Raw genomic sequence first — 25334 nt, 5'->3', positions numbered from 1 at the left:
CGGCTCGTACTATGGGTCGGGGAGGTTTCCGTGTTGCTCCGTCCACCTGAGACAGTCGCCGCGGAAGCGGCCAGGCACGATCTCGGCGCGCGGCTGGGTGCGGCGCGCACCCGCCGCGCAAATCCGATCAAAGCAGGGTGGCTGGGCGCCGCGATCGGCCTGCCGTTCGCGCTGATCCTTTTGCCTGTACCGTTTGCGACCGTCCTGCTGCCACCGTTGGCGATCGCCTCGGGGGTCGCGTACGCGCTGCTCGCCCCGCCACGGCACGGCCGCCGCTGGCTCGTGGCGTACGAGCGGGGTTTCATCGATGCGACCAAGGCCGAGCCGGTGCGGGTCGTGCTGTGGGAGTGGGCGCTGGGTCGCGTGGAGGACAGCGCCATCGTGGTGCGTCTCGACGGTGCCGCCGAGCCCACCCGGGTCACCCTGCACGGCCTCGAACCGCACACCGATCTGCTCGAGACCATCGACCAGCGGGTCATGCCGCTCGTCGTGGCGCACCAGCTCGCGGCGGCGGGCCACGGCGAACGGCTGGTGTTCGGGCCGCTGGCCGTCACCGCCGGCGCGATCACACAGGCCGCCGAGGGCGAGCCGCTGCCCTGGGAACGGGTCAGGTCGGTCCGCTTGGTGGGCGGCGACCGGCTCGTCATCGGCGAGTTCGGCGCGCCCCGCGCCTGGTTCAGCGGTGCCGTGCCCGATGCCCCGGTCGCCGTCCGGGTGATCGCCGGGCTCCGGCCGGCCGCGACCGTGATCATGCCGGACGCGGTCGAGACACACGCCGAGCTGATCCGCCGGCGCCGCCGCCGAGCCCTGGCCTCGCTCGCGGGCCTCGTGGCGCTCGCCCTGCTCCCGGGCGCCGCCTGGGCAGTGGTCGGCACGTCGGGCGACGAGGAGAGCACCCGGCCGGTCGGCACCCAAGCAGCGACACCCGAGAGCACCGTGTCGCCGACGCCCACGCTGCCCCCTGGCGTGCCCGAGACCGTCTACGGGTACTCGGCCGCCTGCCTGGGCCGAGGCTTCCCGGGTGCGCCGCCCTACCAGGGCCCCGGCCCGCACCCGATCTACGTGAACGGGGCCGGAGACGCCAGGGGACCCGACGCCTGGTACACCGAAGACGTCACGAAGATCCAGTTAGTGGCCTGCGGAAACAGCACCACGGGCCGGGTGCTCAAGAAGTGCGAGTACCTCGGCATCAACACCCCAGACGTCTCGCAGGACATGGTGCTGGGCCGGTACACCTTCGAGATCCGCGAGGCGCGCACCGCCCGAGTACTGGGGCAGGTGCGCCTCGACGGCGAAGACACCTACTGCCGCAGTGCCATCCTCGGCACCGAGACCGACGACAAGAAGCAGGTGAGCGTGCCGTTCGGTTCGCAGATCGAGGCGGCGCTGAGAAAGTACGTCGACGCCTACGTCGGGTAGGCCGCGACCCGGAGTCCGGCGGTCACGCCGTTGGGGGGCTTCTCTGTCCGTCCGCTGCCTCGGCCCGGTACGGGTAGGCCGATTGGCGGACGGCATGGCCACCGCCGGACTCCGAGCCACAAAAGGCGCCCGAAAGGCCGCACGCCCGGTCAGGGGGACTGACCGGCCGCAAGCGGACCCCGACCGGTGTCACCGGCGGGCGCCGCTTCTCGCGGGAGCTCCGGTGCGGACCGCTGCGGTGGGGTGACCGCCGTGTCCGGTCGAGCTCCTGCGCGGAGGACGCTACCGCTGAGCGCTGATCGGGCACTGAAAACGCACTGAAACGATGATCATCATTGGCAGACCGAGGTGATCAGCGCCGCCGTCTCGTCTCGCTCGGCCGCACCGACCTCGGTGAACAGCGCGTGCGCCTGCTGCCACCGGTGCCGTGCCATCTGGGTGTTGCCCAACAGGTGCCAGGCGTGACCCATGGTCACGAGGGTACGCCCCTGAGCGAGCCGCTGCCCGGCACGCCGCTGCGTGGCGAGCGCCCGGCGGCAGTGCTCGACCGCCCCGGCGGCGTCGCCGAGGCCGAGGGCCGCGGCGGCCAGCCGGGCCTCGGCGTGCGCCGCCGCCAGCGCGAACCCGGACGTGCGCGCCAGGTGCAGGGCCTCCGTGGCGTGCCGGTGCCCGTCGTCGTGGGCGCCGCGCGCCACGTCGACCGTGGACTGGGCGATCAGCGCCTCGGTCTCACCCCGGCGGTGGCCGGTGCGCCGGGCGATGTCGATGGCGACGCCGAGCCGCTTGGCGGCACCGTCGGCGATGCCCTGGCGCAGTTCGACGGCGGCGAGGCCCGTCTGCGCGAACATCTCCAGCCGGCTGTCCGACAGCCGCTGCGCGATGTCGAGTGCCGAGGTCAGGGCGCAGGCCGCCTCGCCGTACCGGCCGGCGTCGCGGTGCACGAGGCCCAGCGTGATCAGCGCGGACGCCTCTTCGTGCTGGGCGCCGATGGTGCGGCAGATCGCCACCGACTTCTCCGCGGTGGCGCGCGCCTCGGCAAGGCGCCCCTGCTCCCGATGTACCGTCGCCAGGTTGTCGCTCGCGACCGCCGCGCCCTGGTGCTGGCCGGTGCGGCGCAGCAGCGGCAGCGCGAGCTCGCCCAGCCGCGCGGCGTGGCTCAGGTCGCCGACCTCCTCGTACGCGGCGGCGAGGTTGGTCAGCGTGGCCGACTCACCCGTCTCGTCGCCGATCTCCCGGTCGATGGCGAGCGCCTGCTCGAACCGCCGGATCGCCGGCCGGGTCCGCCCCAGCCCCGCGTACGCGATCGCGGTGCTGCACAGCGCCGCCGACCGCCCCCGGCGCCAGCCGGCCCGGTGCGCCAGGGTGGCCGCGGCACCGTACTCGGTGGCCGCCTTTTCGAACTCGGCCGTGCGCCAGTGCAGGAAGCCGAGGCTGAGCCGCATCGTCGCCTCGCCCAGCGGGTCGCCGGCCCGGCGCGCGGCGGCCAGCCCGGTCTCCGCCACCGACAGCCACTGTGCCAGCGGCGCCCGCAGCCGCATGACCGAGTGCATCGCGCAGGCCAGCTGCCACGCCAGCCGGTCACGACCGGTGGAGGCGGCGATGCCGAGCGCGCTGACCAGGTTCGGCCACTCGGTGGCCACCCAGTCGCGCGCGGCCACCAGGTCGGCGAACTCGGCCAGCGGCAGCCCGTCTGGCGCCGGATCGCGGGGTACGCGCAGCCGGGACACGCCGTTGAGCGCGACCGCGGCCCGGTCGGCGGAGTGCAGGTAGAAGTGGAGCAGCCGGGTCGCCGCGGCCTCCCGCTCGCCGGGCGGGTCGTGCTCGGCGGCGAGCTGCGCGGCGTACTCCTGCAGCAGGTCGTGGCTGACCAGCCTGCCGTCTTCGGAGACCTTGACCAGGTGTAGCTGGGCGAGCGCGTCGGCGAGCGGCTCGACGTCGGCCGGCGGCACGCCGGCCAGCGCACCCAGCGCGGAGCTGGTCAGGCCGCCCGGCGCCGGCGCCAGGCCGAGCAGCCGGAACATCCGGGCCGCGGCGGCGGGCAGCGCCTGGTACGACAGGTCGAAGGCGCTCCGGATCGTGGCGCTGTCGTCGCCCTCGACCCGCAGCCGCGCCATCCGGCCACGGGCGGCGAGCTCGTCGACGTGCCAGCGCACGCCCAGGTGTGCCTGGTCCGCCAGCCGCGCCCCGGCGATCCGCAGCGCCAGCGGCAGCCGGCCGCACAGCTCGGCCAGCTCGGCGACGGCCGCGCAGTCACCGCCCAGCTTGCGCCGCCCGGCCGCCCGGGCCAGCACGTCCATGGCGTCCGATGTGGACAGTACGTCGAGCGTGACGCGCTGCGCGCCGTCGACCGCCACGAGGCCGCTCAACCGGTCGCGGCTGGTGACCAGTACCAGGCAGCCGGGCCCGCCGGGCACCAGCGGCCGCACCTGGTCGGGGTCGGCGACGTTGTCGAGTACGAGCAGCACGCGGCGACCGGCGAGCACCGAGCGGTACAGGGCGGCCTGCGCGTCGACGCCCATCGGGATGCGGTCGGCGGCGACGCCCAGCGCCACGAGCAGCAGCGGTAGCGCCTCGGTGGCCGTCATGCGCGGGCCGGTGTGGAAGCCGCGCATGTCGACGAAGAGCTGCCCATCGGGGAAGCGGTCGCTGACCCGGTGCGCCCACCGCACGGCGAGCGTGGTCTTGCCGGCGCCGGGTGGCCCGCCGACGACAGCGATGACCGGCCCGCCCGAGGCGGGTTCGGCGGGCAGCAGACCATCCAGGAAAGACAGCGAGTCGGCGCGACCGACGAACCCGGCCACGTCGGCCGGCAACTGGTGCGGCACGATCCACGCCTTGTCGGCGGGCACTTTGTTGGCGGCCTCTGTCCGTTCCGCTTTTTCGGAACGCGCGGGCGCTTTCTCAGACCTCGCGGGCCGGCCGGCGCTCGCTTCGAGCAGGCGCTGGTGCAGGCGGGTCAGCGCCTCGCCCGGCTCGATGCCGACCTCGGCCACCAGCCTCCGGCGGGTGTCGCGGTACAGGGCGAGGGCCTCCGCGCCGCGTCCACTGTGGTGCAGGGCGGTCATCAACAGTACGACCGACCGCTCGCGGAACGGGTGCTCGGCCACCACCCCCGACAGCCGCGCGATGGCGTCGGCGTGCCGGCCGAGGTCGACGTCGATGGCGAGGTGCTGCTCTACCGCCGCCAGGCGCTCCTCGTCGAGGGCGGGGGCCACCGCGCTGGGCAGCCACTCCCCCGCGACGTCGGCGAACGCCGGGCCGCGCCACAGCCCGAGCGCCTCCCGCAGCCACTCGCCGCTGGCCGCGTCGCCACCACGCGCCTTCGCCACCAGGTCACGGAACCGGTACAGGTCGACCACGGACCGGTCGACCGACAGCTGGTACCCAGGGCCGGAGGTGACGACCTCGGCGACTCCACCGGCACCGGCCAGTACCCGCCGCAACCGCGCGACGTACCCCTGTATCGCGTTGCGCGCCGACGCGGGTGGCGAACCCGACCACAGCGCCGTCGAAATCTTCTCGACCGGCACGACACTGTCCAGGTTGAGCAGCAACAACGCCAGTACGGTGCGCTGTTGCGCGGTCGCCGGACCGAGCCGCCGGCCGCCCGTCCACACGCCGACCGGGCCGAGCACGCGGAACTCGACCTCGCTCATCGCCACCTCGCGAACTGGCGCCTCCAGACGCCCGCGTCGAGAGTAATACGCCCGCCCGTCCGGAGTGCGGGTCAGTAGTCCGGGCAGAGGTACTTGCGGACCGCCGTCAGGATGCGCTTCGACTTCGCGGTGCCGAAGCCCTTCGGGTGCCGCTGGGACGTGAACGTCGCCACCGTCTCCTTGACCAGCGCGTCCTCGTCTTCGGGAGCGCGCTGCACCGTCACGCAGAGGGCTCGGCCGCGGTCGACCGCCTGCTCCACATCACCGTTCACGACGTCGCGGTCGATTTTGTCCAGCGCGTCCGCGTACTTGCGGGCCGTGGCCTGATCGGGCTGCGGCGGGATGCCGGCGACGCCCTCGCGACCCGGTGGCACGCTCGTGCGGGTCGGGTCGGGCGATACCCACTGGTCGGGCTTGTCGTCGCCCGCGCCGCAGCCGGTCGCGAGCAGCACGGCCGTGGCCACCATAGCCACCGCCGACCGCACCCCACGTACCCGCACACCGGCCTCCCGCCCTCGTGCCCCTTGCCCGCCGGCCGAGAAAGCACCGGCCAGCCACCCGCCGAAATGGGAACGGCGCAGGTCAACGGGGGTACGGTACCGGGCCTCGGCTGCCGCGGGCTGTCGCCAATCGGTCAGCACGACCGGAAGCCGCCCGGCATCGTAGGATGTGCGGTAGCGGGAAATCCAGGGCCTTAGATGACGCACCACTTCCGCACGCCCTGGAAAGGACCTTGATGCACAGTTCGTCCTCCCGCGCCCGCCTGCGGGTGTGGCTCGCCGGCGCCGCCGCACTGGCGGCCGTGGCGGCGGCGCTACCCCTCGTCGCGGCACATGCGACGGTGCCCGAGCCGGTCACCCCGGTCACCGGCAACACGACCTACTTCGACGGGCTCGGCTCGCCGTACGGCGGATGCGGGCTACCCCAGTCGGAGCTGGACAGCCAGGACTTCGTCGCACTCAACGTGTACGACACACCCGGTGACTACGCGTTCTATCCCCGCCCGATCTCGCCCGCCCAGGCCGACAAGATGGGCATCTGGAACAACGGGCTCAACTGTGGCCGGTACGTCGAGGTGTCGGTGGGCGACTTCTGCACCGGCGTCAACGACGGGGCGCCCGGCCAGGCGTTCTGCCGTAACGGCTCCTGGGTGGCCGACGCGTACAACGGCGCGACGCTCACCATGGTGGTGGCCGACAGCTGCGGCGACGCCAACGCGTGGTGCCGCGACGACCCGTACCACCTGGACCTGTCGAAGCCGTCGCTCAGCCGGTTCACGCGTAACGGGGCGCCGGTCGGCAGCCTGCTGCCCAACAACTTCAACAACCGCCGGATGAGCTGGAAGTTCGTGCCAGCCCCCAGCTACTCCGGCGACATCCGGATCGGCTTCCTGCAGGGCGCGCAGCGGTGGTGGCCGGCCATCTCGGTATCGCACCTGGCCAACGGCATCCACGGCGTCGAGTACCTCGCCGACGGTGTGTGGCGGGCCGCGCAGATGAACAGCGACATGGGCCAGTCGTACATCATCGGCGGCACCGCGTCGGGCGGCACGCAGTTCCAGATCCGGGTGCGCGACGTGTCCGACCAGCTCATCAACGGCGGCCGGGTGTACTCGTTCACCCTCCCGGCGGCCTGCGGCAGCCAGTGCGGCGCGGCGTACACCAGCGTCAGCTACACGACGTCGGGCGGTGGGAACCCGACGACACCGCCCGCGACCACGCCGCCCGCCACCACACCACCGGCAACGACACCGCCGCCGAGCGCCGGGTGCGCGGCCACTTACGCCATCACCGGGCAGTGGCAGGGTGGGTACCAGGCACAGGTGACCGTGCGTAACACCGGCACCGCCCCGATCGCCGGGTGGCAGGTGACCTGGGCGCTGCCCGCCGGCCAGTCCGTCACCCAGCTCTGGAACGGCAGCTTCACGGTCGCCAGCGGTACCGTCACCGTCACGAACGCCAGCTGGAACGGCGCTCTCGGTGCCGGCGCCACCGCGACCTTCGGCCTGACCGGAAGCGCGACCGGCGCTCCCACCTCACCCACGGCGACCTGCGCCACCAGATAGCGGGCCACGGCCCCATCAAGATCGAGCATTGGGCTACCGCGGCGTCCGTCGTGGTCCATGCGCGTTGCTCCCGCGGCCTCACCGTCCGCGATCCACGGTCGACACCTCGGGGTTGGTCGTGGGGACACACAGGGCGAGGCCGCGGGAGCGACGGTTTGGACCGCGACGAGCGTCGCGGTAGCTCGAAAGCCCTGATTCTGGCGAGCTGTGGCTGCTTGATCGCCGAACGCAACGGCGCCGATCAAGGGCATTCGCATCGATCAAGGGCGAACGCACGCGGAAAAGCGATCAAACCACGTGCATTTGCCCTTGATCGGCGGGCAGAGAGCGCGGGCGCGCAGCGCGCGGCGCGGGCGCGCGGCGCGGGGATTTAGGTGCGGATGCTGGTCGCTACTTCTTCTGCTGCCGCGCGGGTTTGGGCGTCGTGGCTGCGCTGGGACTGGGCGGTCAGGACCAGGCAGCGCTCGGTGCCGAATGGCACTACCCAGTGCCCCTGCCACCAGGGCGTGCCGTCGTGCTCGTAGGCCAGTTCGACGACCGAGCCGCCGTCGCGCGCACGGCGGTCGACGACGACCTGCTCGGGGCCGACCAGCGCGTACGGGTCGGCGACGGTCTGCATGGGCACCGGGCCCTGCGGATAGATTGTCGCCTCGCCGGGCCCGCGCAGGTAGAACGGCGTGTGGTCCTCGGGGTCGTGGGACGAGGCGACGCTGAACCCGAGCGGCCATCGCACCTGAAACAGCGACGTCTCCACCACCCAGTGGGGGTGCTCGGGGCCGACCGCGACGTCGACCACGCCACCGGCGTCGTAGAAGCCGGGCTGGATCACCGCTTCGAGGGCGCCTTCCGAGGTCCATCGGGTCGCGCGCACGCTGCCGTCCGGGTCGCGGGTGAAGGCGTACGGCCAATGCGGCAGCAGGACCATTCCGTATCCAGCCAACCGGGCGAGCACGTGAGTCACAGGGGCGCAGCCTAGCCCGTCGATCGGCCGTGCTGGACGAGGGACCAGATCAGAGCGCCGAACGCGCCGGTGCACGCGATCGCCCGCACCAGGTTCCAGCGCACCCACTTGGCCTCGTCGAACCGCTCGCGAACGGCGGCCAGGTCGCTGATCGTGTCCGGTGCGCCGGCCGCTCGCAGCGCGTCGTTCATCGGCACGTTGACCGCGAACGTGACGATCAACACCAGCAGGTAGAGCAGCGTCGCGACGATGAGCCACGGCAGCGCCGACCGCCCGTCCTTGCCGAAGCTGAGCGCCATGGCTAGTGCAGTGAACACGAACGCGCCCATGAACGTCAGCAGGAACAGCGGGTTGAGGATCGCCTTGTCGACCTGCTGGAAGGCGCCGACGAAGGTGCGGTCGTCGGTGCGTCCCAGACCGGGCATGATCGAGTACGCGTACACCTGGAAGATCCCCGCCATGATGCCGACCGTCAGCGTGGCCAGGACCAGCGTGACACCCCGAAACACCAACATCCCTTCAGGAAACCACGAGGCGCCTTTCACAGACCTGTCGCCGCGATCTCCTCCTGCACCCGCAGCACGTGCGGGTCGTTGAACTCCTTCAGCGTCGCCAGGGCCGCCGCCCACACGCCCCGGGCCAGGGCCGCGTGCCCGGCCCGGTGCAGCGTGCGCCCGGCGTCGGCGAAGACCAGGGCCTCCAGCCGCCGGTTGTCCTGCCTGCGGTACGTCGAGGCGGCCCGCCGGAAGGCCCGCAGCGCGTCCCGGTGCCGGCGCAGCGCGGTGTACGCCTTGCCGAGGTGATGCTGGTTCATGGCCTCGCTGTTGGCGTCGCCGACCTCGCGGTTGATCTCCTCCGCCCGGTGGTGGCACGCGATGGCCCGGTCGTGCTCGCCGCCGGCCGACAGCGCCACCCCGAGGTTGTCGAGGTTGAGCGCCCGGCCGCGGTCGTAGCCGATGACCTCGCAGCGTTCCAGTGCCAGCTCCGCGTACCGCCGGGCGGCCAGGTGGTCGCCCCGGTCGGCGTACATGAGCCCGAGGTTGCCCAGCGCCATTGTCTCGCCGCGCCCGTGGCCGGCGTCCCGGAAGCAGTCGAGCGCCCGCCGCACGTTCTTGATCGCCGCGTCCGGGTCGCCCTTGAGGTAGTGCATGGAGCCGAGCGCGTTGCGCACGTACCCCTCGCCGGCCAGTTCACCGGCCGCCTTGGCTGCTCGTACCGCCACCTCGTGCAGTTCGATGGCGTCCCGCCACGCGATCCGCCGGTCGAAGAACGTGGAGAACGCGGTCACGATCCGCCACGCGTGCCCGCCCCAGCCGTTCGTGGCGGCCCACGACACCACCGCCCGCAGCGTGTCGTACTCCCGCTCGAACCACGCCATCGCCGCCCCCGCGTCCGCGAAGCGCGGCGGCGTCACCTCCGGCTCGTACGGCGCCACGAAGTCGCGACGGCGGTGCGGCAGCAGGTGGACGTCGGCGTGCACGGCGGTGTGCAGGTACCAGTCCATGACCCGGCCGACCGCCGCCCGCCGCTCCGCAGGGGTGTCGTGCCGCGCGGCCTGCTCGGTCGCGTACCAGTGGATCAGGTCGTGCAGTTCGTACCGCTGCGGCCGCGGCTCGCGTACCAGGTGGGCGGCGACGAGCTGCGCCAAAGCCTGCCGGGCCAGCCGCACCGGCACGCCGGCCAGCGCCGCCGCCGCGTCCAGCCCGATGTCACCGGCCGGGTGCAGCCCGAGCTTGCGGAACATGGCCGCCGCCGCGTCGCCGAGCGCCCGGTACGACCAGGACAGCGCGGCCCACAGGTCGGCGTGCGGGTCACCGCCTCCGGTGAGGTCCGCCGACACGTCACCGAACACGTCGAAGCGGACCCGCTCGTCGACCAGCGCCTGTACCACCTCGGTGAGCCCGCCGACGCCCTGCGCGCGCTCGGCGACGATCGCCAGGGCGAGCGGCAGCCCGTCGCACAGTTCGACGAGGCGGGTGGCGGCGTCGCGCTCGGCGGCCACCCGATCCGGACCGAACGCGGCGGCCAGCAGCGACAGCGCCTCGCGCGGCTGCAGCGGGCCGAGCGTGACCCGGTGCGCACCGTCCCTGATGGACAGTCCACCGAGCCGGTTGCGGCTGGTGACGATCACCAGGCTGTCGCCGCCGGGCAGCAGCGACCGTACCTGGTCCTCGTCGCGGGCGTTGTCGAGCAGCAGCAGGACCCGGCGGCCGGCGAGGGTGCCGCGCAGGAGCGCCGCCCGCTCCTCGACGTTGGGCGGGATCACGTCGTTGCGGACGCCCAGCCCGCGCAGCAGCGTCTCGACCGCCGACGACGCCGACACGGGCTCGCCCGGACCGTGGCCGCGCAGGTTGAGGTAGAGCTGCACGTCCGGGTACGCGGACGCCATCTTGTGCGCCCAGTGCACGGCGAGCGTGGTCTTGCCGATGCCGGGTGCGCCGTCGATCGCCACCACGTGGGTGAGCCGCCGGTTCTCACCGTCCAGCACCGGGCGCAGCGCGTCGAGGTGAGCCAGCTCGGCGCGACCGCTGAAGTGCGCCACGTCGTGCGGGAGCTGCCGGGTGGCGGTCACCAGCGCCGTGGCCGCGCCGTCGAGCAGTACCCGCTGGTGGGTGCGCTGCAGCGCCTCACCGGGCTCGATGCCGAGCTCGTCGATGAGGATGGTGCGCACCCGCCGGTACGCCTCCAGGGCCTCGGCGCGCCGGCCGGAGCGGTGCAGCGCGTCGATCAGCCGCAGCCACAGCGACTCGCGGGTCGGGTACTGGCGGGTCAGGTCGCGCAGCTCGGGCACCAGGGCGCCGGGGTTGCCGGTCTCCAGGTCGAGGTCGATCCGCCGCTCCGTGGCGGCGAACCACTCCTCGCGCAGCCGGGGCACCACCTCGCGGTCCAGCCAGCTCGACTCGACCCCGGTGAACGGCTGCCCGCGCCACAACGCGAGCGCCGACCGCAAGGTGCCCGGGTCGGCCATCAGCTCGCGGAACTGCCACAGGTCGATCCGGTCCGGCGGCACCGCGAGCCGGTATCCGCCCGGCGTGGTCTCGATGACGCCCTGGCCGAGCAGCCGGCGCAGCCGGGCCACGTAGGTGTGCACGGTCGCGCGCGAGTGCACCGGCATGTGCTCGGGCCACAGTCGCTCGGCGAGCGTGTCCGCCGCCACGGACCGGCCCACCGACACCAGCAGGGACGCCAGCAGCACGCGCATCTGCCCCGCCGGCACCAGCACCGGACGATCGCCCTGGTGGATCTCCCAGGGCCCCAAAACCAGGAAACGTACCTCGCGCCCGCTCATCGTCCCCCCGAGGTGAAGCGCTCACGCTCAGTCAAGCACGGGGACCGCACACAAATGCGCATACATCAACGGCAGATGATCAAGCGGGGTTGCGGTGCAACCTCCGGAGCGCGAGGGCGAGCTGCAGGCGGAGCTTGCCGGGCGCGTCCCGCAGGCCCCAGCCCAGCAGGCGCTCGGCGTGCGCGAGCCGGTCCTGCAGCGTCGAGTGGTGCAGCGTGAGGGTGCCGGCCGCCGTGCGCAGGCTCGGCGTGGTCGCCACGGCGTGCAGCGTCGCGAGCATCCAGGGCGCCGCCGACGCCGCACGCTCCAGGGCCAGCACATCGGGTACCGGCGGCGTGCCCGGCCCGACGGCGGTGGCGAGCGCCGCGAGACCGCCCAGCTCGTCCGCGTACACGACGCGTGGCCCCGGGTCCTGTGCCGTGCCCTCGGCCGTGAACCTCAGCGCGGTCCTGGCCGCCGCCCAGGACCGGGGCAGGTCGGCCACCGCGCCGGCGGGGCCGACTCCGGTACGCCGGCCGCCCGCCACCGGTGTGACCGCGAGTTGGACGCTCGCGAGTCCGCCCTCGACGGCGAGCGCGTGCACCGGGCCGCCGGCGGGCAGGCCCAGCTTGTGCGCGGCGGCGAGCCGCGCCGGCTCGGGTGCGGCGGGGTCGCAGAGCAGCTCGACCAGCGCCGGGTCGCGGGGCGCCGGCGCCCGGCCGCGGGTGCGGTCCAGGGCGTCGCGCGCCGCCGCCGCGGCCCGCTCCAGGACCATCGCGTCGACCGGCCCCGCGGGCCCGGCACGCTCCAACCACAGCGCCCCATGCGGTATCACCGGAGTGCTGAGCCAGGCACCGTCTGGCGGCTCGACCGCGTCGTCGCGCTGGCCGTCGGGCGTGACCCGCACGCGCACCCGGCGTTCGGGGTCGACCAGCCGGGCCGGGCAGCCGGCGAGCACCGCCGCCCCGCGCACGATCGCCTCCAGCCCGGCGTGCGCTTCGACCAGGCTGTCGAAGTACGTGATGACCCGCAGCGCGGCGCCCGCGTCGGGATCGAGCGCGGCGAGCCTGCCGGCCAGCTCCTTCACCCTCCCATCCTCCCACCGCTCCCGGTGATCAGGGCGTCCCTCAAGTCGCCCTAACGACTTGAGGGACGCCCTGATCACCGCAGGAGGCGGCGGAGCCAGCGGAGGCGGGCGTCGCCAGCGTCCCGGGAGATGGCGGCCTGCGGTGCCAACGCGTCGAAGCCGTGGAAACCGCCTGGCCACACGTGCAGCTCGGCCACGCCGCCGGCCTGCCAGATGCGAGTGGCGTAGTCGACGTCTTCGTCCCGGAACGTCTCGGCCGACCCGACGTCGATGAACGCCGGCGGCAGCCCGGACAGGTCGGTGGACCGCGCCGGAGCCGCGTACGGGGACACGTCCGGCCCGCCGCGCGCGTCGCCGAGCAGCGCCGTCCAGCCCGTCTCGTTGGCGCTACGGTCCCACAGCCCGAGGCCGACCATCTGGTACCCGGACTGGCTCTCGTTGCGGTCGTCGAGCATCGGGCACAGCAGCAGCTGCCCGAGCAGGGCGGGACCGCCGCGGTCGCGGGCGAGCAACGCCACGCCCGCCGCGAGCCCGCCGCCGGCGCTGCCACCGGCCACGATGATCCGGTCCGGGTCGATGCCCAGCTCGGCGGCGTTCTTGGCGGTCCACACCAGACCCGCGTAGCAGTCCTCGACCGGAGCCGGGTGCGGGTGCTCCGGTGCCAGCCGGTACTCCACGGACACCACCGCCGCGCCGAACTCGGCCGCGATCTCGAGCGCGCCCAGCAGGCCGCTGCGGTTGTCGCCGAGGATCATGCCGCCGCCGTGGATGGCGTACAGGGCGGGCACCGGCCCGGTCGCCCCGGTCGGCCGGCAGATCAGCAGTGAGATGTCCGGATCGCCGGACGGGCCTGGCACGGCGCGCTCCTCGATCTCGTACTCGCCGCCGCGGCGCAGCTCGTCGTCGGTGGGCGTCGGCATGATGCCGTTCTCGCGCAGTGCCGGGATCATGTCGAGGGTCAGGCTGGACGGCAGCTCACCGATCGTGGCGAGGGCGGCGGCCAGCTCGGGGTCGAATGGGGGCGGAGGTCCAACCGGTACGGTCATGCCCACCATCGTGTGCTCGCACCGCGGCTCGATCGAGCGCCACGCGGCGGAAAGTACCCGCCATCTGGCGGGTGCGGGGCGGTGTCGGAGGGTGACGCTACGGTCTGGGGTGTGCTGATCGGACGCGACCATCCCGCCGCGGTGCTCGGCGCCGAGATCAGCCGGGCGGCTGGCAGCCACGGCGGTCTGGTGCTGGTCACGGGAGAGGCCGGCATCGGCAAGACCACACTTGTCACGCGGGCGGTCGAGCAGGCCCGCGGGTCCGGCGCGCTCGTGCTCAGCGGCGCCTGCTGGGATTCGGGCAGCGCACCGGGTTACTGGCCGTGGACGCAGGTGGTGCGCGGGCTGCGCCGGGGCGCCACGCCCGAGGAGTGGGCGGCCGCCGACGAGGTGGCCGGCGATGGCCTCGCGGTCCTGCTCGGCGACGCGCCGGCCGGTCCAGCACCCGAGGGCTTCCTGCTGTTCGACGCCGTGACCAGCGCACTCGTGGCGGTGTCCCAGCACCGGCCGGTCGTGGTGGTCCTCGACGACCTGCACTGGGCCGACACCGCGTCGCTGCGGCTGCTGGAGTTCGCCGCGCAGCACACCTGGTTCGAGCGGCTGCTGCTGATCGGCACCTACCGCGACGCCGAGGTCGAGTCCGCCGAGCACCCGGTGCGGCCGCTGCTGATGCCGCTCGTCGCGCGGGCCACCACCGTGTCACTCACCGGCCTGACGCGCGACGAGGTGGGTGCGCTGATGGCGCAGACAGTCGGCCGCCAGCCCGAGGAGTCCCTGGTCACCGAGGTGCACCGGCGCACCGGAGGCAACCCGTTCTTCGTCGAGCAGACCGCCCGGCTGTGGCACAGCGGCGGCACCGTCACCGCGATCGCCCCCGGCGTCCGTGACGCGCTGCGCCGCCGGCTGTCGCTGCTGCCGCCGCCGGTCGCCGAGGCGCTCGCCACCGCGGCGGTGCTAGGGCGCGAGTTCCATCGGCAGGTGCTGGCCGCCAGCGCCGCCGCCCCGGTGGCATACACCGACCGGCTGCTCGACCAGGCCGTCGCGGCGCGGCTGGTGGTGGCGCTGGGCGGCGGCCGGTTCGCGTTCGCGCACGACCTGGTGCGCGAGACGCTGTACGGCGAGCTCGACGAGGCCGCGGCACGGGCCCGGCACGCCGCCGTGGTGCGGGCCGTCGACCGCGCGCCCGCCCTGGCCGCCGAGCTGGTCCCCGCCGACCTGGCCCGCCACGCCTACCTGGCCGGCGACGAGCTGCCCGACGACCAGGTGGTCGACCTGCTGCTCGCCGCCGCGCGCGACGCCGGCAGCCGGATGGCCACCGACGAAGCGATCGTCCACCACCGCCGGGCATACGAGCGGGCCACCCACGCCGACCCGCGCCAGCGGGTGGTGATCGCCCTGCACCTGGCCTCCGACCTGCACCACAACGACATCACGAGCTTCTGGCCCGTCATCGAGGATGCCGCCGGCCTGGCCCGCCAGATCGGCGATCCGCACCTGCTGGCCAGGGTCGCGCTCACGGTGCACCGGATCGACTCCGCCAGCGCGGAGCCGCGGCTCGCCGTCGACCTGCTCCGCGAGGTGCACCGCGTGCTGGTCGGCGAAGACGCCACCGAGCCCGCGGCGCGCCTGGTTCCCGATCTCGCGCGCCGGCTCACCAAGGCGGCCCGTGACAGCGGCGACGACGACACGCTCGGCCTCGCGCTGTGGGCGCTGCACGACTCCGTCTGGGGGCCTGGCACCGCTCGCGAGCGGGTCACGCTCACCGAGGAGCTGATGGCGGTCGCCCGCCGCCTCGGCGACCGCGGCATGGAGTACTTCGCGGCCTCGTTCCGCTGGGTGGCGCTGCTGGAGCAGGGCGACCCGGCCTACCTCGACCAGTACCGGGCGTTTCTGACCCTGACCGCCCGCGAGGGCCGGCCCCGCTCCGCCTTCGCGTCCGCCGTCGACACCAGCATCATCGCCACGATGACGGGCCGCTTCGCCGACGCCGAGGCAGCCCTCGACAAGGCCGTGCAGTCGTTCGCCGACCACAGCCACCCGCACTTCCAGTACGTCGCGGGGCACCTGCGCTGGGCGACGTGGCTGCTCCAGGGCCGCTTCGACGAGCTGGCCGCGCTGCACGCCGGGCTCGTCGAGTCCGGGCACCCGCACGCCGACCTGCTCGCCGGCGTCGTGGCCGCGCACTCCGGCGACACGACCACCGCCCTCGCGCACCTGACCGCGGCGGTCGCCAGCGGCAAGGAGCGTCCGCGCGACTTCGAGCCGCTGTGGCTGCGCTTCCAGGCCCACACCGCGGCGGCCAGCGACGACCGCGCACTGCGCGAGCGGGCCCACGCCGCTCTCACGCCGTACCGCGGTGAGTGGCTCGTCTCGCTGTACGGGTGCGACGTGAGTGGCCCCGCCGACCTGTGGCTAGGGTTGCTCGACGCCGCCTCCGGCCGCCACGACGAGGCGGTCGCCGGCCTCACCGCCGCCGCCGAGTCCGCCGACCGGCTCCAGTCCCGCCCCTGGTCCGTCGAGTCCCGCGCGCAGCTCGCTCGCGTCCTGCTCGACCGCGACGCTCCCGGTGACGCCAAAGCCGCCGCGACGCTGATCGACGACGTCGAGAGCGAGGCCGCCGACCTGGGTATGCGGCACGTGGTCGACCGGGTCCGGCGGTTGCGCACCGAGACACCCGCTCCCGCGCCCAACGAGTTCCGCCGCGACGGCGCGGTGTGGTCTCTTCGATACGCGGGCGCGCACGCCCACATGCCCGACGCGAAAGGCCTGCACGACCTGCGCCACCTGCTCGGCCACCCCGGCACCGACATCCCGGCCGTGCTCCTGCTCAGCCCCGAAGGCGGCGCGGTGACCGTCGCCGTCGGCCGGATGGGCGGCGACGACATCCTCGACGACGAGGCGAAGGCCCAGTACAAGCGGCGCCTGGGCCAGCTCGACGACGAGATCGACCGCGCCACCGCACGCGGCGACGACGCCCGCGCCGCCGACCTGGACCGCGAGCGGCAGTCGCTCATCGACGAGCTGCGCGCCGCGGCCGGCCTGGGCGGGCGCGGGCGCCGCCTCGGCGACGAGGCCGAACGCGCGCGAAAGACCGTGACCGCCCGCATCCGCGACACCCTCCGGCGCCTCGACCAGCTCCACCCCGCGCTGGCAACCCACCTACGCGAAACCATCTCGACGGGCGCCACCTGCACCTACACCCCACCCACCCCGACCCAGTGGCGCCTCTAACCCTGGCCAAGCCTTCTGCTCGGGTTGTGGCTAATGACCGAAACGTGGCATCAACACTGGCTTACAGACCTCGGCCCAGAGCACACGGACACGCAATCGGCCGCGAATACCCTGGGAGGGCGGTGCGCAAGGCGCAGGTCGCGACGCGGCGTCGGTGGGCTGCTCCTGGCTTTGTGTAGGGCATTGACGAAGGGGTACTGCAACCTTACGCTGACCCATCACTGTCCACCTGCTGTCGACCTCACCCCACGGAGGCGCCAATGATAAAAAACCGGACAAGACCGAGAAAGCTCAAGGCCCTCGGCGTCGGCGCCGTAGCCCTGCTGCTGCTCGGCACCGCTGCGCAGGCGGACGCCGCCGTCGAGGGTGGCGGCGCGGGAAACACCAGCGAGTTCCGAGGCGTCAACTGGGCTGATCCGCGCGACAACTACGCCGCGGACGAGGTGGTCCCGAGCGGGCTGTCGAAGACCGACGACTATCGCACGGTCTACCGCACCAGCCAGAAGATGGTGAAGGGCTTCCGGCAGAACCTCGGCGCCAACACGCTGCGGCTGCCCATCAACCCGTCGAGCGTGGGCACCGCCTGGTGGCGGTCCTACCGGGGGACGATCGACGCGGCTACCGACAGCGGCTTCAAGGTCATTGTCAGCTACTGGGAGGCCAGCAGCGCCAAGGACGGGTTCGTCGACGACCCCGCCGCGTGGAACAAGATGTGGGACACCGTGGTGCGGCAGTACCGCGACAACCCGCGTGTCTACTTTGAACCGATGAACGAGCCGTTCGGCTACAGCCTCGACGAGTGGGTTTCGGTCACGTCGAAGTGGCTGTCTCGCCACAACGAGGTGCCGCGCAAGCGCGTCGTCATCAGCGGCACCGGCTACAACGACAACGTCACCGGCGTCGGCGCCGCGAAGGAGCTGCGCGGCACGCTGCTGTCACTGCATTTCTACGGGTTCTGGGCCAGCGACACCACGCAGGAGGCGTGGCTCGCCAACCTGAAGCCTCGCATCGGCGACTATGCCAGCCGCACCATCATCGACGAGGCCGGTTCCCCGATGACGATCGGCCTGAACTACGGCGCCACTGACGGCAACGTCTCCACCGCCTACTTCGCCGCCACCACCAACACCGCGCGGGCCCTGAAGATGGGCATCGTGTACTGGCCGGGTCTGCGGTTCGGCGACTCGTACTCGATCGAGTCGCTCAACCCCGACGGCACGCTGGTCGACAACAGCCCCACCGGCGTCGCCCGGCTGCGCTGGGGCTGGGGCTTCGGCGAGACCGAGCCCGTCAACGACCTGCCGCCCGCGCCGCCCGGCGAGCCGTTGCGCGGTGTCGGATCGGGCCGCTGCGTCGACGTGCCCGGCTTCAGCACCACCAACGGCACCCAGCTCGACCTGTGGGACTGCAACGGCGGCGGCAACCAGTCCTGGAACGTCCAGGGCAACGAGCTGCGCATCTACGGCACCAAGTGCATGACCGTGGGCGGCTCCGGCGCGGCCGGCGACCCGGTCGTCATCACCGACTGCACGGGCGCCACGTCGCAGCAGTGGACCGTCAACGCCAACCAGTCCATCACCAGCGTCGCGAACCCGGCCCTGTGCCTGAACGCGGCGGGCACCGGAAACGGCTCCGCGGTCAATGTCGCGACCTGCAACGGCGACAGCAACCAGGCCTGGACCAGAAGCTGAAAAGGTAGGCGCCCCGGCGGCCGCCGGGGCGCTACCGTATGCCCGTGAGCGTTGATCCGGTAGCGCACAATCGCGCGGCGTGGGACCTTCAGGTCGAGAGTGGCAACGAGTGGTCGCGTCCGGTCACTCCCGAGACCGTCGCGCGGGCGCGCGCCGGTGACTGGTCGGTCGTGCTCATCGGGTACCAGCCGGTCGACCGGGCGTGGTTCCCCGCCGACCTGTCCGATGTAGACATTTTGTGCCTGGCCTCGGGTGGTGGGCAGCAAGGCCCGACGCTCGCCGCGGCCGGCGCGCGGGTCACGGTCTTCGACAACTCGCCCCGTCAGCTCGCCCAGGACCAGATGGTCGCGGAGCGCGAGGGGCTGGAGCTGCGCACGGTACTGGGCGACATGCGTGACCTGTCAGCCTTTGGTGACTCCACATTCGACGTTGTGCTCAACCCGGTCTCGAACCTGTTCGTGCCCGAGCTCGCACCCGTGTGGCGCGAGTGCTTCCGGGTGCTGCGGCCGGGCGGCGCGCTGCTGTGCGGCTTCCTCAACCCCGACGTGTACCTGTTCGACCACGAGGCCATGGACACGCGCGGCGAGCTGGTCGTCCGCCACCGCCTGCCGTACAGCGACCTGACGCACGTCCCGGCCGAGGAGCGCGAGCGGCTGTGGGGAGCGAACGCGCCGCTGGAGTACAGCCACACGATGGCCGAGCAGATCGGCGGGCAGCTCGCCGCCGGCTTCGTGATCACCGGGTTCGACGAGGCCCCGCACCACGCCGACGCCACCGCCGGCTGGCTGCCCGGCTACTACGCCACCCGCGCCGCGAAGCCGCCGGCCCACACACTGCCGTGATCAGGGCGTCCCTCACGTCGCCCTAACGACTTCAGGGACGCCCTGATCACGCTGGTGGGGACGCGGACGGTGAGGCCGCGGGAGCAACGGTCTGGCGCACGACGGGCGTCGCGGTAGCTCGAAATTTCTAGAGCGAGCGGGCCAGGCGGTCGGCGAGCAGGCGCGTGAAGCGGGGCGGGTCGGCGAGCTCGCCGCCCTCGGCGAGCAGCGCCATGCCGTAGAGCAGCTCGGCGGCCTCGGCCAGCGCCGGGTCGTCGGCGTTGGCCTCGTGCGCGGCGCGCAGCCCGGTGACGAGCGCGTGCTCCGGGTTGAGCTCGAGGATCCGCTTGGTGTGCGGCAGCTCCTGCCCCATCGCCCGGTACATCTTCTCCAGCGTCGGGGTGATGTCGTGCTCGTCGCCGACGATGCAGGTGGCCGAGGTGGTCAGCCGGGTCGAGAGCCGCACCTCTTTGACGTCGTCGGCCAGCTTCTCGCCCAGCCACGTCAGCAGCGCCTCGAAGCCGGCTGCCTGCTCCGCGGGAGGCTCGGCCCCGTCGAGGTCGACCTTGCCCTTGGCCACCGACTGGAGCGGCTTGCCGTCGAACTCGTTCACCTGCTCGACCCACACCTCGTCGACGGGGTCGGTCAGGATGAGCACCTCGTATCCCTTGGCGAGGAACGCCTCCAGGTGGGGCGACTTCTCGACCATCGCGCGCGACGTGCCGGTCATGTAGTAGATGTCTTTCTGGCCGTCCTTCATCCGCTCGACGTACTCGCGCAGCGACGTCGACTCGGCCGCGGTCGAGGACAGCATGATCAGGTCGAGCAGCTGCTCGCGGTTGTCGGGGTCTTCGAGCAGACCCTCCTTGAGTACGCGGCCGAACTCGCTCCAGAACGTGGTGTACTTCTCGCCATCGGCGGCTTTCAGGTCCTTCAGCGTGGTCAGGACCTTCTTGATCAGCCGGCGGCGGACGATCTGGATGTGGCGGTCCTGCTGCAGGATCTCGCGGGAGATGTTGAGCGACAGGTCGTGCGCGTCGACGACGCCCTTGACGAAGCGGAGGTACTGCGGGATCAGCGCCTCGCAATCGTCCATGATGAACACCCGCTTGACGTACAGCTGGACGCCGCGCTTTCCGTCACGGGAGAAGAGGTCGAAAGGCGCGCGGGCCGGCACGAAGAGCAGCGCCTCGTACTCGAACGTCCCCTCGCCCTTCATGTGGATCGTTTCGAGCGGGTCGGTCCAGTCGTGGCTGACGTGCTTGTAGAACTCGTGGTACTCGTCGTCGCTGACCTCGCTGCGCGGCCGCGCCCACAGCGCCTTCATCGAATTGAGCGGCTGCTCCTCGCCGGCCATCCGGATCGGCCACGCGATGAAGTCGGAGTACCGCTTGACGACCTCGCGGATCTTCCATTCCCCGGTGTAGTCGAACAGCTGGTCGTCGCGGTCTTCCGGCTTGAGGTGAAGCGTGACCGCCGTGCCCTGCGGCGCCTCGTCGAGCGTCTCGATCTCGTATGTGCCTTCGCCGGTCGACTCCCAGAACGTGCCCTGGCTCTCGCCGGCCTTGCGGGTCACCAGCGTCACCCGGTCGGCGACCATGAAGGTCGAGTAGAAACCGACCCCGAACTGCCCGATCAGCTCCTGAGAGGCGCCCGCGTCGGTCGTTTCGCGCAGCTTGCGCAACAGTTCGGCGGTGCCCGACTTGGCGATCGTGCCGATCAGCGAGACCACCTCGTCGTGGCTCATGCCGATGCCGTTGTCGCGAATGGTCAGCGTGCGCTTGTCCTTGTCGACATCGATCGCGATGTGCAGGTCGGAGGTGTCGACCTGCAGCTCCTTATTGATCAGTGACTCGAGCCGGACCTTGTCGAGCGCGTCGGAGGCATTGGAGATCAGCTCGCGGAGAAAGATGTCCTTGTTCGAGTAGATCGAATGGACCATCAAGTGAAGGAGTTGCCGCGTCTCCGCCTGAAACTCCAGCGTTTCCCTGCTCACCGAATCTCCCTTCTCCGCGAACACGCGTTTGCCGCCCAAGAGAATACTCGCCGAGCGCGGGCCCCCCGTTCCTCGGGAGCACGCGGGGCGTTCCACGATCAGCGTCGTACCCCGCAGCGCGATCTTGCGGCGGGCTCTGTCCGCGTTGGTCGCGCTCCGCGCTTGTCGCCGCCTCGCCGTCCGGCCCTGGCTGAGGCGGCAGGAACCCTGTTTTTGTCGTCTCGGCGGCAGCCGGAGGCCGCAGTATCAGGGATTTTGTTGCTTCGCCCGCGTGGGTTGTGGGTGCGCGGTGGGTGAGGCCGCGGGAGCTGCGGTCTTGCGCGCGGCGGGCGTCGCGGTAGCTCGGATGTCGGTCCTGGTTGTGGGCTCGCCCTAGTCCCGCGAAGGGTCGTCGATCAAGACGCCTTCGCGCGCCGGGCCGCCACAGGTGGCTGACGGAGGGGCAACCCAGCCCGCGCCCGTCCTCTCCCCCGCCGCCGGGCGCCGGTGACGGCGTGTCGCCACGCCCCGCACGCCTCCCGCCGATCAAGGGCGAACGCACGCGGTTGGATCTCTTTTCCGCGTGCATTCGCCCTTGATCCATGCGATTGCCCTTGATCGGCGCGCAGGGCGCGGCGAAAACGCCGCCGCCAACCCCTCAAACCCGGCGGCAGCGTCAGGGGAAGGACGGGCGCGGGCTGGTTTGCCCCTCTTTCACCGACCTATGGCGGCCCAGAGGGCCACGGCTTCTTGATCGGCGCGCGCCAAGGCGGCCCGATCGCGGCCTTAAGCCGGCGACGCCACGATCACGCCAGCCGGCGGCGGCAGCGGCTGCAACCGCTCGAACCGCCAGCCCGTCTCAGCGAGCCACCCCGCGACCTCGTCGACCTGGTACAGGTCTCCGCCACTGATCACGAGGAACTCACCAGCGCCGAACCGCGCCGACGGATGCGGCGCGATATCGGTGCGCCACCAGTCGACGAGCAGCAGGCGCGCGTCCGCGTCGGCCACCTCGCGCAGCCTGCCGAACAGCTCGGCGATGCGGTCCGGCGGAAACAGGTGCACCACGTTCGCCACGAGGATCGCGTCATGGTCGCGGGGCAGCGGGTCGGCGAAGAAGTCGGCGCCGACCGCGTCGAGACGGCCAGCGAGCGGCCCGGCCGCCGCGCGGGCCGCGACCTCCACGGCCACCTCGGGCAGGTCGAGCACCGTCGCGCTCAGATGGGGGTACCGGGACAGCAGTGGCGCCACGAACGTGCCCACCCCGCCACCCACGTCGAGGACCCGCCGGTGGCCGCTGAAGTCGTACTCGCGGGCCAGGTCAGCGGCCGTCTCAGCGGTGATCGAGGCGACGGCCGCCTCGTACACCGCGGTCTGCTCCTCGGTCAGGTCACCGCGCACACCCCGCCGAGTGCGGAACGCCTCGGTCGCGCGCTCCCACGCCGGATAGCTGACCTGATCCCAGTACCGCAGCAGCGGCCGCAGGTCGGCCGGCCCGCGCCCGGACAGGAAAAGCTCGGTGTCGGCCGCGTTGCGGAACCCGCCACTGTCGCGCACCATCAGGCCCGCGTCGGCCAGCAGGTCACCGAGGGCGCGAGCGCTCCGCTCGGGAATCCCGCAACGCTCCGCCAGCTCCGCCGGTGTCGCACCGTTCTCGCCCGCGGCGGCGAACAGTCCAAACTCGACAGCCGCGAACAGCGCCTTCGCCACCATGTATCCGGCGCTCAGCTCGATGATCCGCCCGGGATTCGGCGGCGCGGAGTCAGCGACCGCGTCGGGGCCCGGCTGGGTCGGCGGGGTGAACACGCGCTGCGCCGGCTGATCGGACATGCGAGCCCCCCGCGTGATCGTCCAATGTCGATCAGATCGTACCGGCCACCGTCAGGTGCGCGCAGCCCTGAACGTCCTCCGTGGACGACGCCCTCACCGCGGCCCCACCCGCAGTTCCCGCGGACCGTAACCGCGCTCACGACGAACGGCGCAACCGGATCTCGCGGACCGTGAACCACGTCAACGGTCCCAGGGCGCTCACGACGAACGCCGGCACCGCCGACCAGGGAACGTCCTGGATGAGCAGCATGACCAGGCCCGTGCCGAACGCGAGCAGGCCGGCAGCCGAAATGTAGGAGACGCTGGAGTTGTCATTGGGCAGGAGTTCCGGTCGCTCGCGCCGCGACCTCAGCAGCCGGTAGCACTGCAGCACCGCGAGCACGAACGCCGGCGGCAGCAGAACGAACACCAGCGAGGCGCCCGGTGTCCACGGTGTGCGCACGTACGCGCCTTCCACGGTGACGAGGTGCCCGTGCCACATGCCCAGCCGGACGGTGTTCCCCTTCTCGACGTCGAGGTACCTGTCCCGGACCCGCACCAGGGAGCTGCGCTCACCGCCGCTGTGCAGGCGAAAGGTGACCTCCTGCGCGTTTCCGCCGGCGTATCCGCCAGTGCCGCTGTAGTACTCGGCATCCATGACCTCCGCCGGCTCCGATGCCAGCGTGCCGGCGCGGTACGCCGCGTACGAGGCCGTCTCGACGTAAACGCGGTGTGCGAAGTAGAACAGCAGGATGGCGGCGAGGACTCCGGACACCCCGGCCACCCAGAGCCGTACGCGGACATCCCCGGAAGCCTGATCCACCATGCCGCACCTCCGATGAGGTCGTACAGGCGCAGAGTAGCCGGACGCGGCAACGGGGCGCCGGCCCAGAAGGAGCCGGCGCCCCGCACGGACCGGGGCTTACCGCTTCAGCGGCGGGTTGGCCAGCTTGGCCAGTTCGAGCGCCTGGTCCCTGAACCAGGCACCGGCAGCCGGATCCACCTGGCCCCACAGCGGGTCGAAGGTGTCCTGCCGCTCGGCGGGCACGTTCCACGGGTTGTAGGCGGTGTAGTCCCAGGCGCGGGCGCCGCCCCGGATGTCGCAGGTGCCGTCGGACTCGCCGGGGATCTTCGCCCACACGTACGCGTCGAGCAGTGGCACACCGGTCTTCGTGGTGGGGCGCAGGCCGACGCCACGGCCGGGCGGGTTGCACCAGCTGCCGTTGCGCAGCGTGCTCACCACACCGGCCGGCTGGTTGTACGGCGCGGCCGCGTACGCCGACATGTCGTTGGGCCCGTGGCCGTTGCGGCTGGTGTCGACGACGAACCGGGTGGTAGGCACGGCGGTGCCGAGGTTGTCGGCGTACCACTTGTCGGTCAGGCCCCACGTGCTGAAGTCGTTGGGGCTGGCCGGGTAGTACTGGCTGGCGCACCAGCTGTAGTTTCCGAGCCGCCAGCCGCCCTCTTCGGGGTTGTTGGCGAACGCGATGCAGCCCGAGATCCACGTGCCGTACTTCTGCTGCTGCGGGTCGGGCTGGTAGTTCGACACGTTGAGGAAGAACCCGTCGGCCCGCTGCACGCCGCCCTTGACCAGCCGGTCAGCCGCGTCGCCGGCGCCCAGCCAGCCGCTGTGGGTGCCGTCCAGGTACAGGCTGACGCCGGGCTGCCGCTTGAGCCGGTCGACGGCGCCGTTCATGGCGGTGAACCGCTCGGCGGGTGACGCGCCGGGCTGCGGGTTGCCGGCCGCGTCCTTCGGCTGGCACCACTCCTGGGTGCCGCCGAGGTCGGTGTAGAACGGGATGATGCCCAGCCCGTCGGGCTCCAGCAGCACGATCGCCTTGCTCTTGCCGATGCCGGCGGCGAACGCGTCGACCCACGCCAGATAGTCGGCCGTGTTCAGCGCGCCGCCCGCGGAGTACAGCGAGCAGTCGCGGAACGGGATGTTGTAGGCGACCAGGACCGGTACCGCGTGCTGCTTGGCCGCGGCGGCGACCGTCTGGCGGGCCTTGGCCTTGACCTCGGCGGGCGTGCCGCCCGTGAACCACACCGCCTGCGGGTTGCTGACCATCTTGGCCAGCAGCAGGGCGTCGCGGATCTTGCCAGACTTGGCGAGGTCGGCGATGTGGGTGACCGCCGCGGGATTCGGCGGCGGGACGTAGAGGCGGCCCGTGTCGCGCCCGTGCGCGGACGCGCTGGTGGTGCCGGCTGAGAGGACTAAGATCGCGGCCGCGCCGATGGCGGTCAGGCCGCGGCGGAACGCCGTGCGAGGCATTATGTCTCCTGACGTCAACGCATCGAATTCAAT

The 25334-nt window shown here is 72.3% G+C and carries 16 protein-coding genes; 5 read left to right on the top strand and 11 right to left on the bottom strand.

Annotated features, from left to right (window positions below):
* Nucleotides 1-30 precede the first annotated feature (30 nt).
* Nucleotides 31-1419, top strand: coding sequence for a hypothetical protein (locus QMG73_RS42325; protein WP_281905252.1), 1389 nt, complete (start codon nt 31-33; stop codon nt 1417-1419).
* A gap of 332 nt (nt 1420-1751) precedes the next feature.
* Here QMG73_RS42325 and QMG73_RS42320 read toward each other — a convergent pair whose 3' ends face one another.
* Nucleotides 1752-5075 (bottom strand): AfsR/SARP family transcriptional regulator, encoded by a 3324-nt coding sequence (locus tag QMG73_RS42320; protein ID WP_281905251.1) that lies wholly within the window; start codon nt 5073-5075, stop codon nt 1752-1754.
* Between the two features lie 71 nt (nt 5076-5146).
* Nucleotides 5147-5575, bottom strand: coding sequence for a hypothetical protein (locus tag QMG73_RS42315; protein WP_281905249.1), 429 nt, complete (start codon nt 5573-5575; stop codon nt 5147-5149).
* Between the two features lie 236 nt (nt 5576-5811).
* On the opposite strand from QMG73_RS42315, the gene QMG73_RS42310 reads away from it, so the two are divergent.
* The gene (locus tag QMG73_RS42310) at nt 5812-7140 is read left to right on the top strand and encodes a cellulose binding domain-containing protein (RefSeq protein ID WP_281905248.1); all 1329 of its coding nucleotides are present in this window, start codon (nt 5812-5814) and stop codon (nt 7138-7140) included.
* A gap of 370 nt (nt 7141-7510) precedes the next feature.
* Here QMG73_RS42310 and QMG73_RS42305 read toward each other — a convergent pair whose 3' ends face one another.
* The 5 genes from QMG73_RS42305 to QMG73_RS42285 form a co-directional block, all read right to left on the bottom strand.
* Nucleotides 7511-8101: a hypothetical protein gene (locus tag QMG73_RS42305; RefSeq protein WP_281905247.1), complete on the bottom strand. Its 591-nt coding sequence runs from the start codon at nt 8099-8101 to the stop codon at nt 7511-7513.
* Nucleotides 8102-8112: 11 nt separating this feature from the next.
* Complete coding sequence (locus QMG73_RS42300; protein WP_281905245.1) at nt 8113-8616, bottom strand: anthrone oxygenase family protein; 504 nt, start codon at nt 8614-8616, stop codon at nt 8113-8115.
* A 26-nt stretch (nt 8617-8642) separates the two neighbouring features.
* Nucleotides 8643-11390, bottom strand: a complete 2748-nt coding sequence (locus QMG73_RS42295) for an AfsR/SARP family transcriptional regulator (RefSeq protein ID WP_281905243.1) — start codon at nt 11388-11390, stop codon at nt 8643-8645.
* A gap of 79 nt (nt 11391-11469) precedes the next feature.
* Complete coding sequence (locus tag QMG73_RS42290; protein ID WP_281905240.1) at nt 11470-12456, bottom strand: helix-turn-helix domain-containing protein; 987 nt, start codon at nt 12454-12456, stop codon at nt 11470-11472.
* A 74-nt stretch (nt 12457-12530) separates the two neighbouring features.
* Entirely contained in the window at nt 12531-13502 is a 972-nt protein-coding gene (locus tag QMG73_RS42285; RefSeq protein WP_281905238.1) for an alpha/beta hydrolase, read from the bottom strand.
* Nucleotides 13503-13613: 111 nt separating this feature from the next.
* Here QMG73_RS42285 and QMG73_RS42280 point away from each other — a divergent pair, with 111 nt between their 5' ends.
* The 3 genes from QMG73_RS42280 to QMG73_RS42270 all read left to right on the top strand — a co-directional run bounded on the left by QMG73_RS42280 (nt 13614) and on the right by QMG73_RS42270 (nt 19266).
* Complete coding sequence (locus QMG73_RS42280; RefSeq protein ID WP_407676934.1) at nt 13614-16733, top strand: ATP-binding protein; 3120 nt, start codon at nt 13614-13616, stop codon at nt 16731-16733.
* 260 nt (nt 16734-16993) lie between these two features.
* Complete coding sequence (locus QMG73_RS42275) at nt 16994-18424, top strand: ricin-type beta-trefoil lectin domain protein (RefSeq protein ID WP_281905237.1); 1431 nt, start codon at nt 16994-16996, stop codon at nt 18422-18424.
* A 44-nt stretch (nt 18425-18468) separates the two neighbouring features.
* Entirely contained in the window at nt 18469-19266 is a 798-nt protein-coding gene (locus QMG73_RS42270) for a class I SAM-dependent methyltransferase (RefSeq protein WP_281905235.1), read from the top strand.
* A 127-nt stretch (nt 19267-19393) separates the two neighbouring features.
* Here the strand turns inward: QMG73_RS42270 and htpG are convergent, their stop codons facing one another.
* The 4 genes from htpG to QMG73_RS42250 form a co-directional block, all read right to left on the bottom strand.
* Nucleotides 19394-21241: a molecular chaperone HtpG gene (htpG, locus tag QMG73_RS42265; protein ID WP_281905233.1), complete on the bottom strand. Its 1848-nt coding sequence runs from the start codon at nt 21239-21241 to the stop codon at nt 19394-19396.
* 765 nt (nt 21242-22006) lie between these two features.
* Nucleotides 22007-23050: a methyltransferase gene (locus QMG73_RS42260; protein WP_281905231.1), complete on the bottom strand. Its 1044-nt coding sequence runs from the start codon at nt 23048-23050 to the stop codon at nt 22007-22009.
* A 136-nt stretch (nt 23051-23186) separates the two neighbouring features.
* Complete coding sequence (locus QMG73_RS42255) at nt 23187-23855, bottom strand: hypothetical protein (protein WP_281905229.1); 669 nt, start codon at nt 23853-23855, stop codon at nt 23187-23189.
* A 96-nt stretch (nt 23856-23951) separates the two neighbouring features.
* The gene (locus tag QMG73_RS42250) at nt 23952-25301 is read right to left on the bottom strand and encodes a glycoside hydrolase family 6 protein (RefSeq protein WP_281905227.1); all 1350 of its coding nucleotides are present in this window, start codon (nt 25299-25301) and stop codon (nt 23952-23954) included.
* Nucleotides 25302-25334: the final 33 nt, after the last annotated feature.

Origin of the sequence: Phytohabitans aurantiacus, assembly GCF_027923225.1 — a bacterium.
GTDB classification, from domain to species: Bacteria; Actinomycetota; Actinomycetes; order Mycobacteriales; family Micromonosporaceae; genus Phytohabitans; species Phytohabitans aurantiacus.
This window is presented reverse-complemented; position numbering and strand designations above follow the sequence as displayed.

What these genes read in the sequence shown, in the direction of transcription:
- QMG73_RS42320 (WP_281905251.1), bottom strand. Translation starts at nt 5,075, where the DNA reads ATGAGCGAGGTCGAGTTCCGCGTGCTCGGCCCGGTCGGCGTGTGGACG.
- QMG73_RS42310 (WP_281905248.1), top strand. Translation starts at nt 5,812, where the DNA reads ATGCACAGTTCGTCCTCCCGCGCCCGCCTGCGGGTGTGGCTCGCCGGC.
- QMG73_RS42300 (WP_281905245.1), bottom strand. Translation starts at nt 8,616, where the DNA reads ATGTTGGTGTTTCGGGGTGTCACGCTGGTCCTGGCCACGCTGACGGTC.
- QMG73_RS42295 (WP_281905243.1), bottom strand. Translation starts at nt 11,390, where the DNA reads ATGAGCGGGCGCGAGGTACGTTTCCTGGTTTTGGGGCCCTGGGAGATC.
- QMG73_RS42285 (WP_281905238.1), bottom strand. Translation starts at nt 13,502, where the DNA reads ATGACCGTACCGGTTGGACCTCCGCCCCCATTCGACCCCGAGCTGGCC.
- QMG73_RS42275 (WP_281905237.1), top strand. Translation starts at nt 16,994, where the DNA reads ATGATAAAAAACCGGACAAGACCGAGAAAGCTCAAGGCCCTCGGCGTC.
- QMG73_RS42260 (WP_281905231.1), bottom strand. Translation starts at nt 23,050, where the DNA reads ATGTCCGATCAGCCGGCGCAGCGCGTGTTCACCCCGCCGACCCAGCCG.
- QMG73_RS42255 (WP_281905229.1), bottom strand. Translation starts at nt 23,855, where the DNA reads ATGGTGGATCAGGCTTCCGGGGATGTCCGCGTACGGCTCTGGGTGGCC.
- QMG73_RS42250 (WP_281905227.1), bottom strand. Translation starts at nt 25,301, where the DNA reads ATGCCTCGCACGGCGTTCCGCCGCGGCCTGACCGCCATCGGCGCGGCC.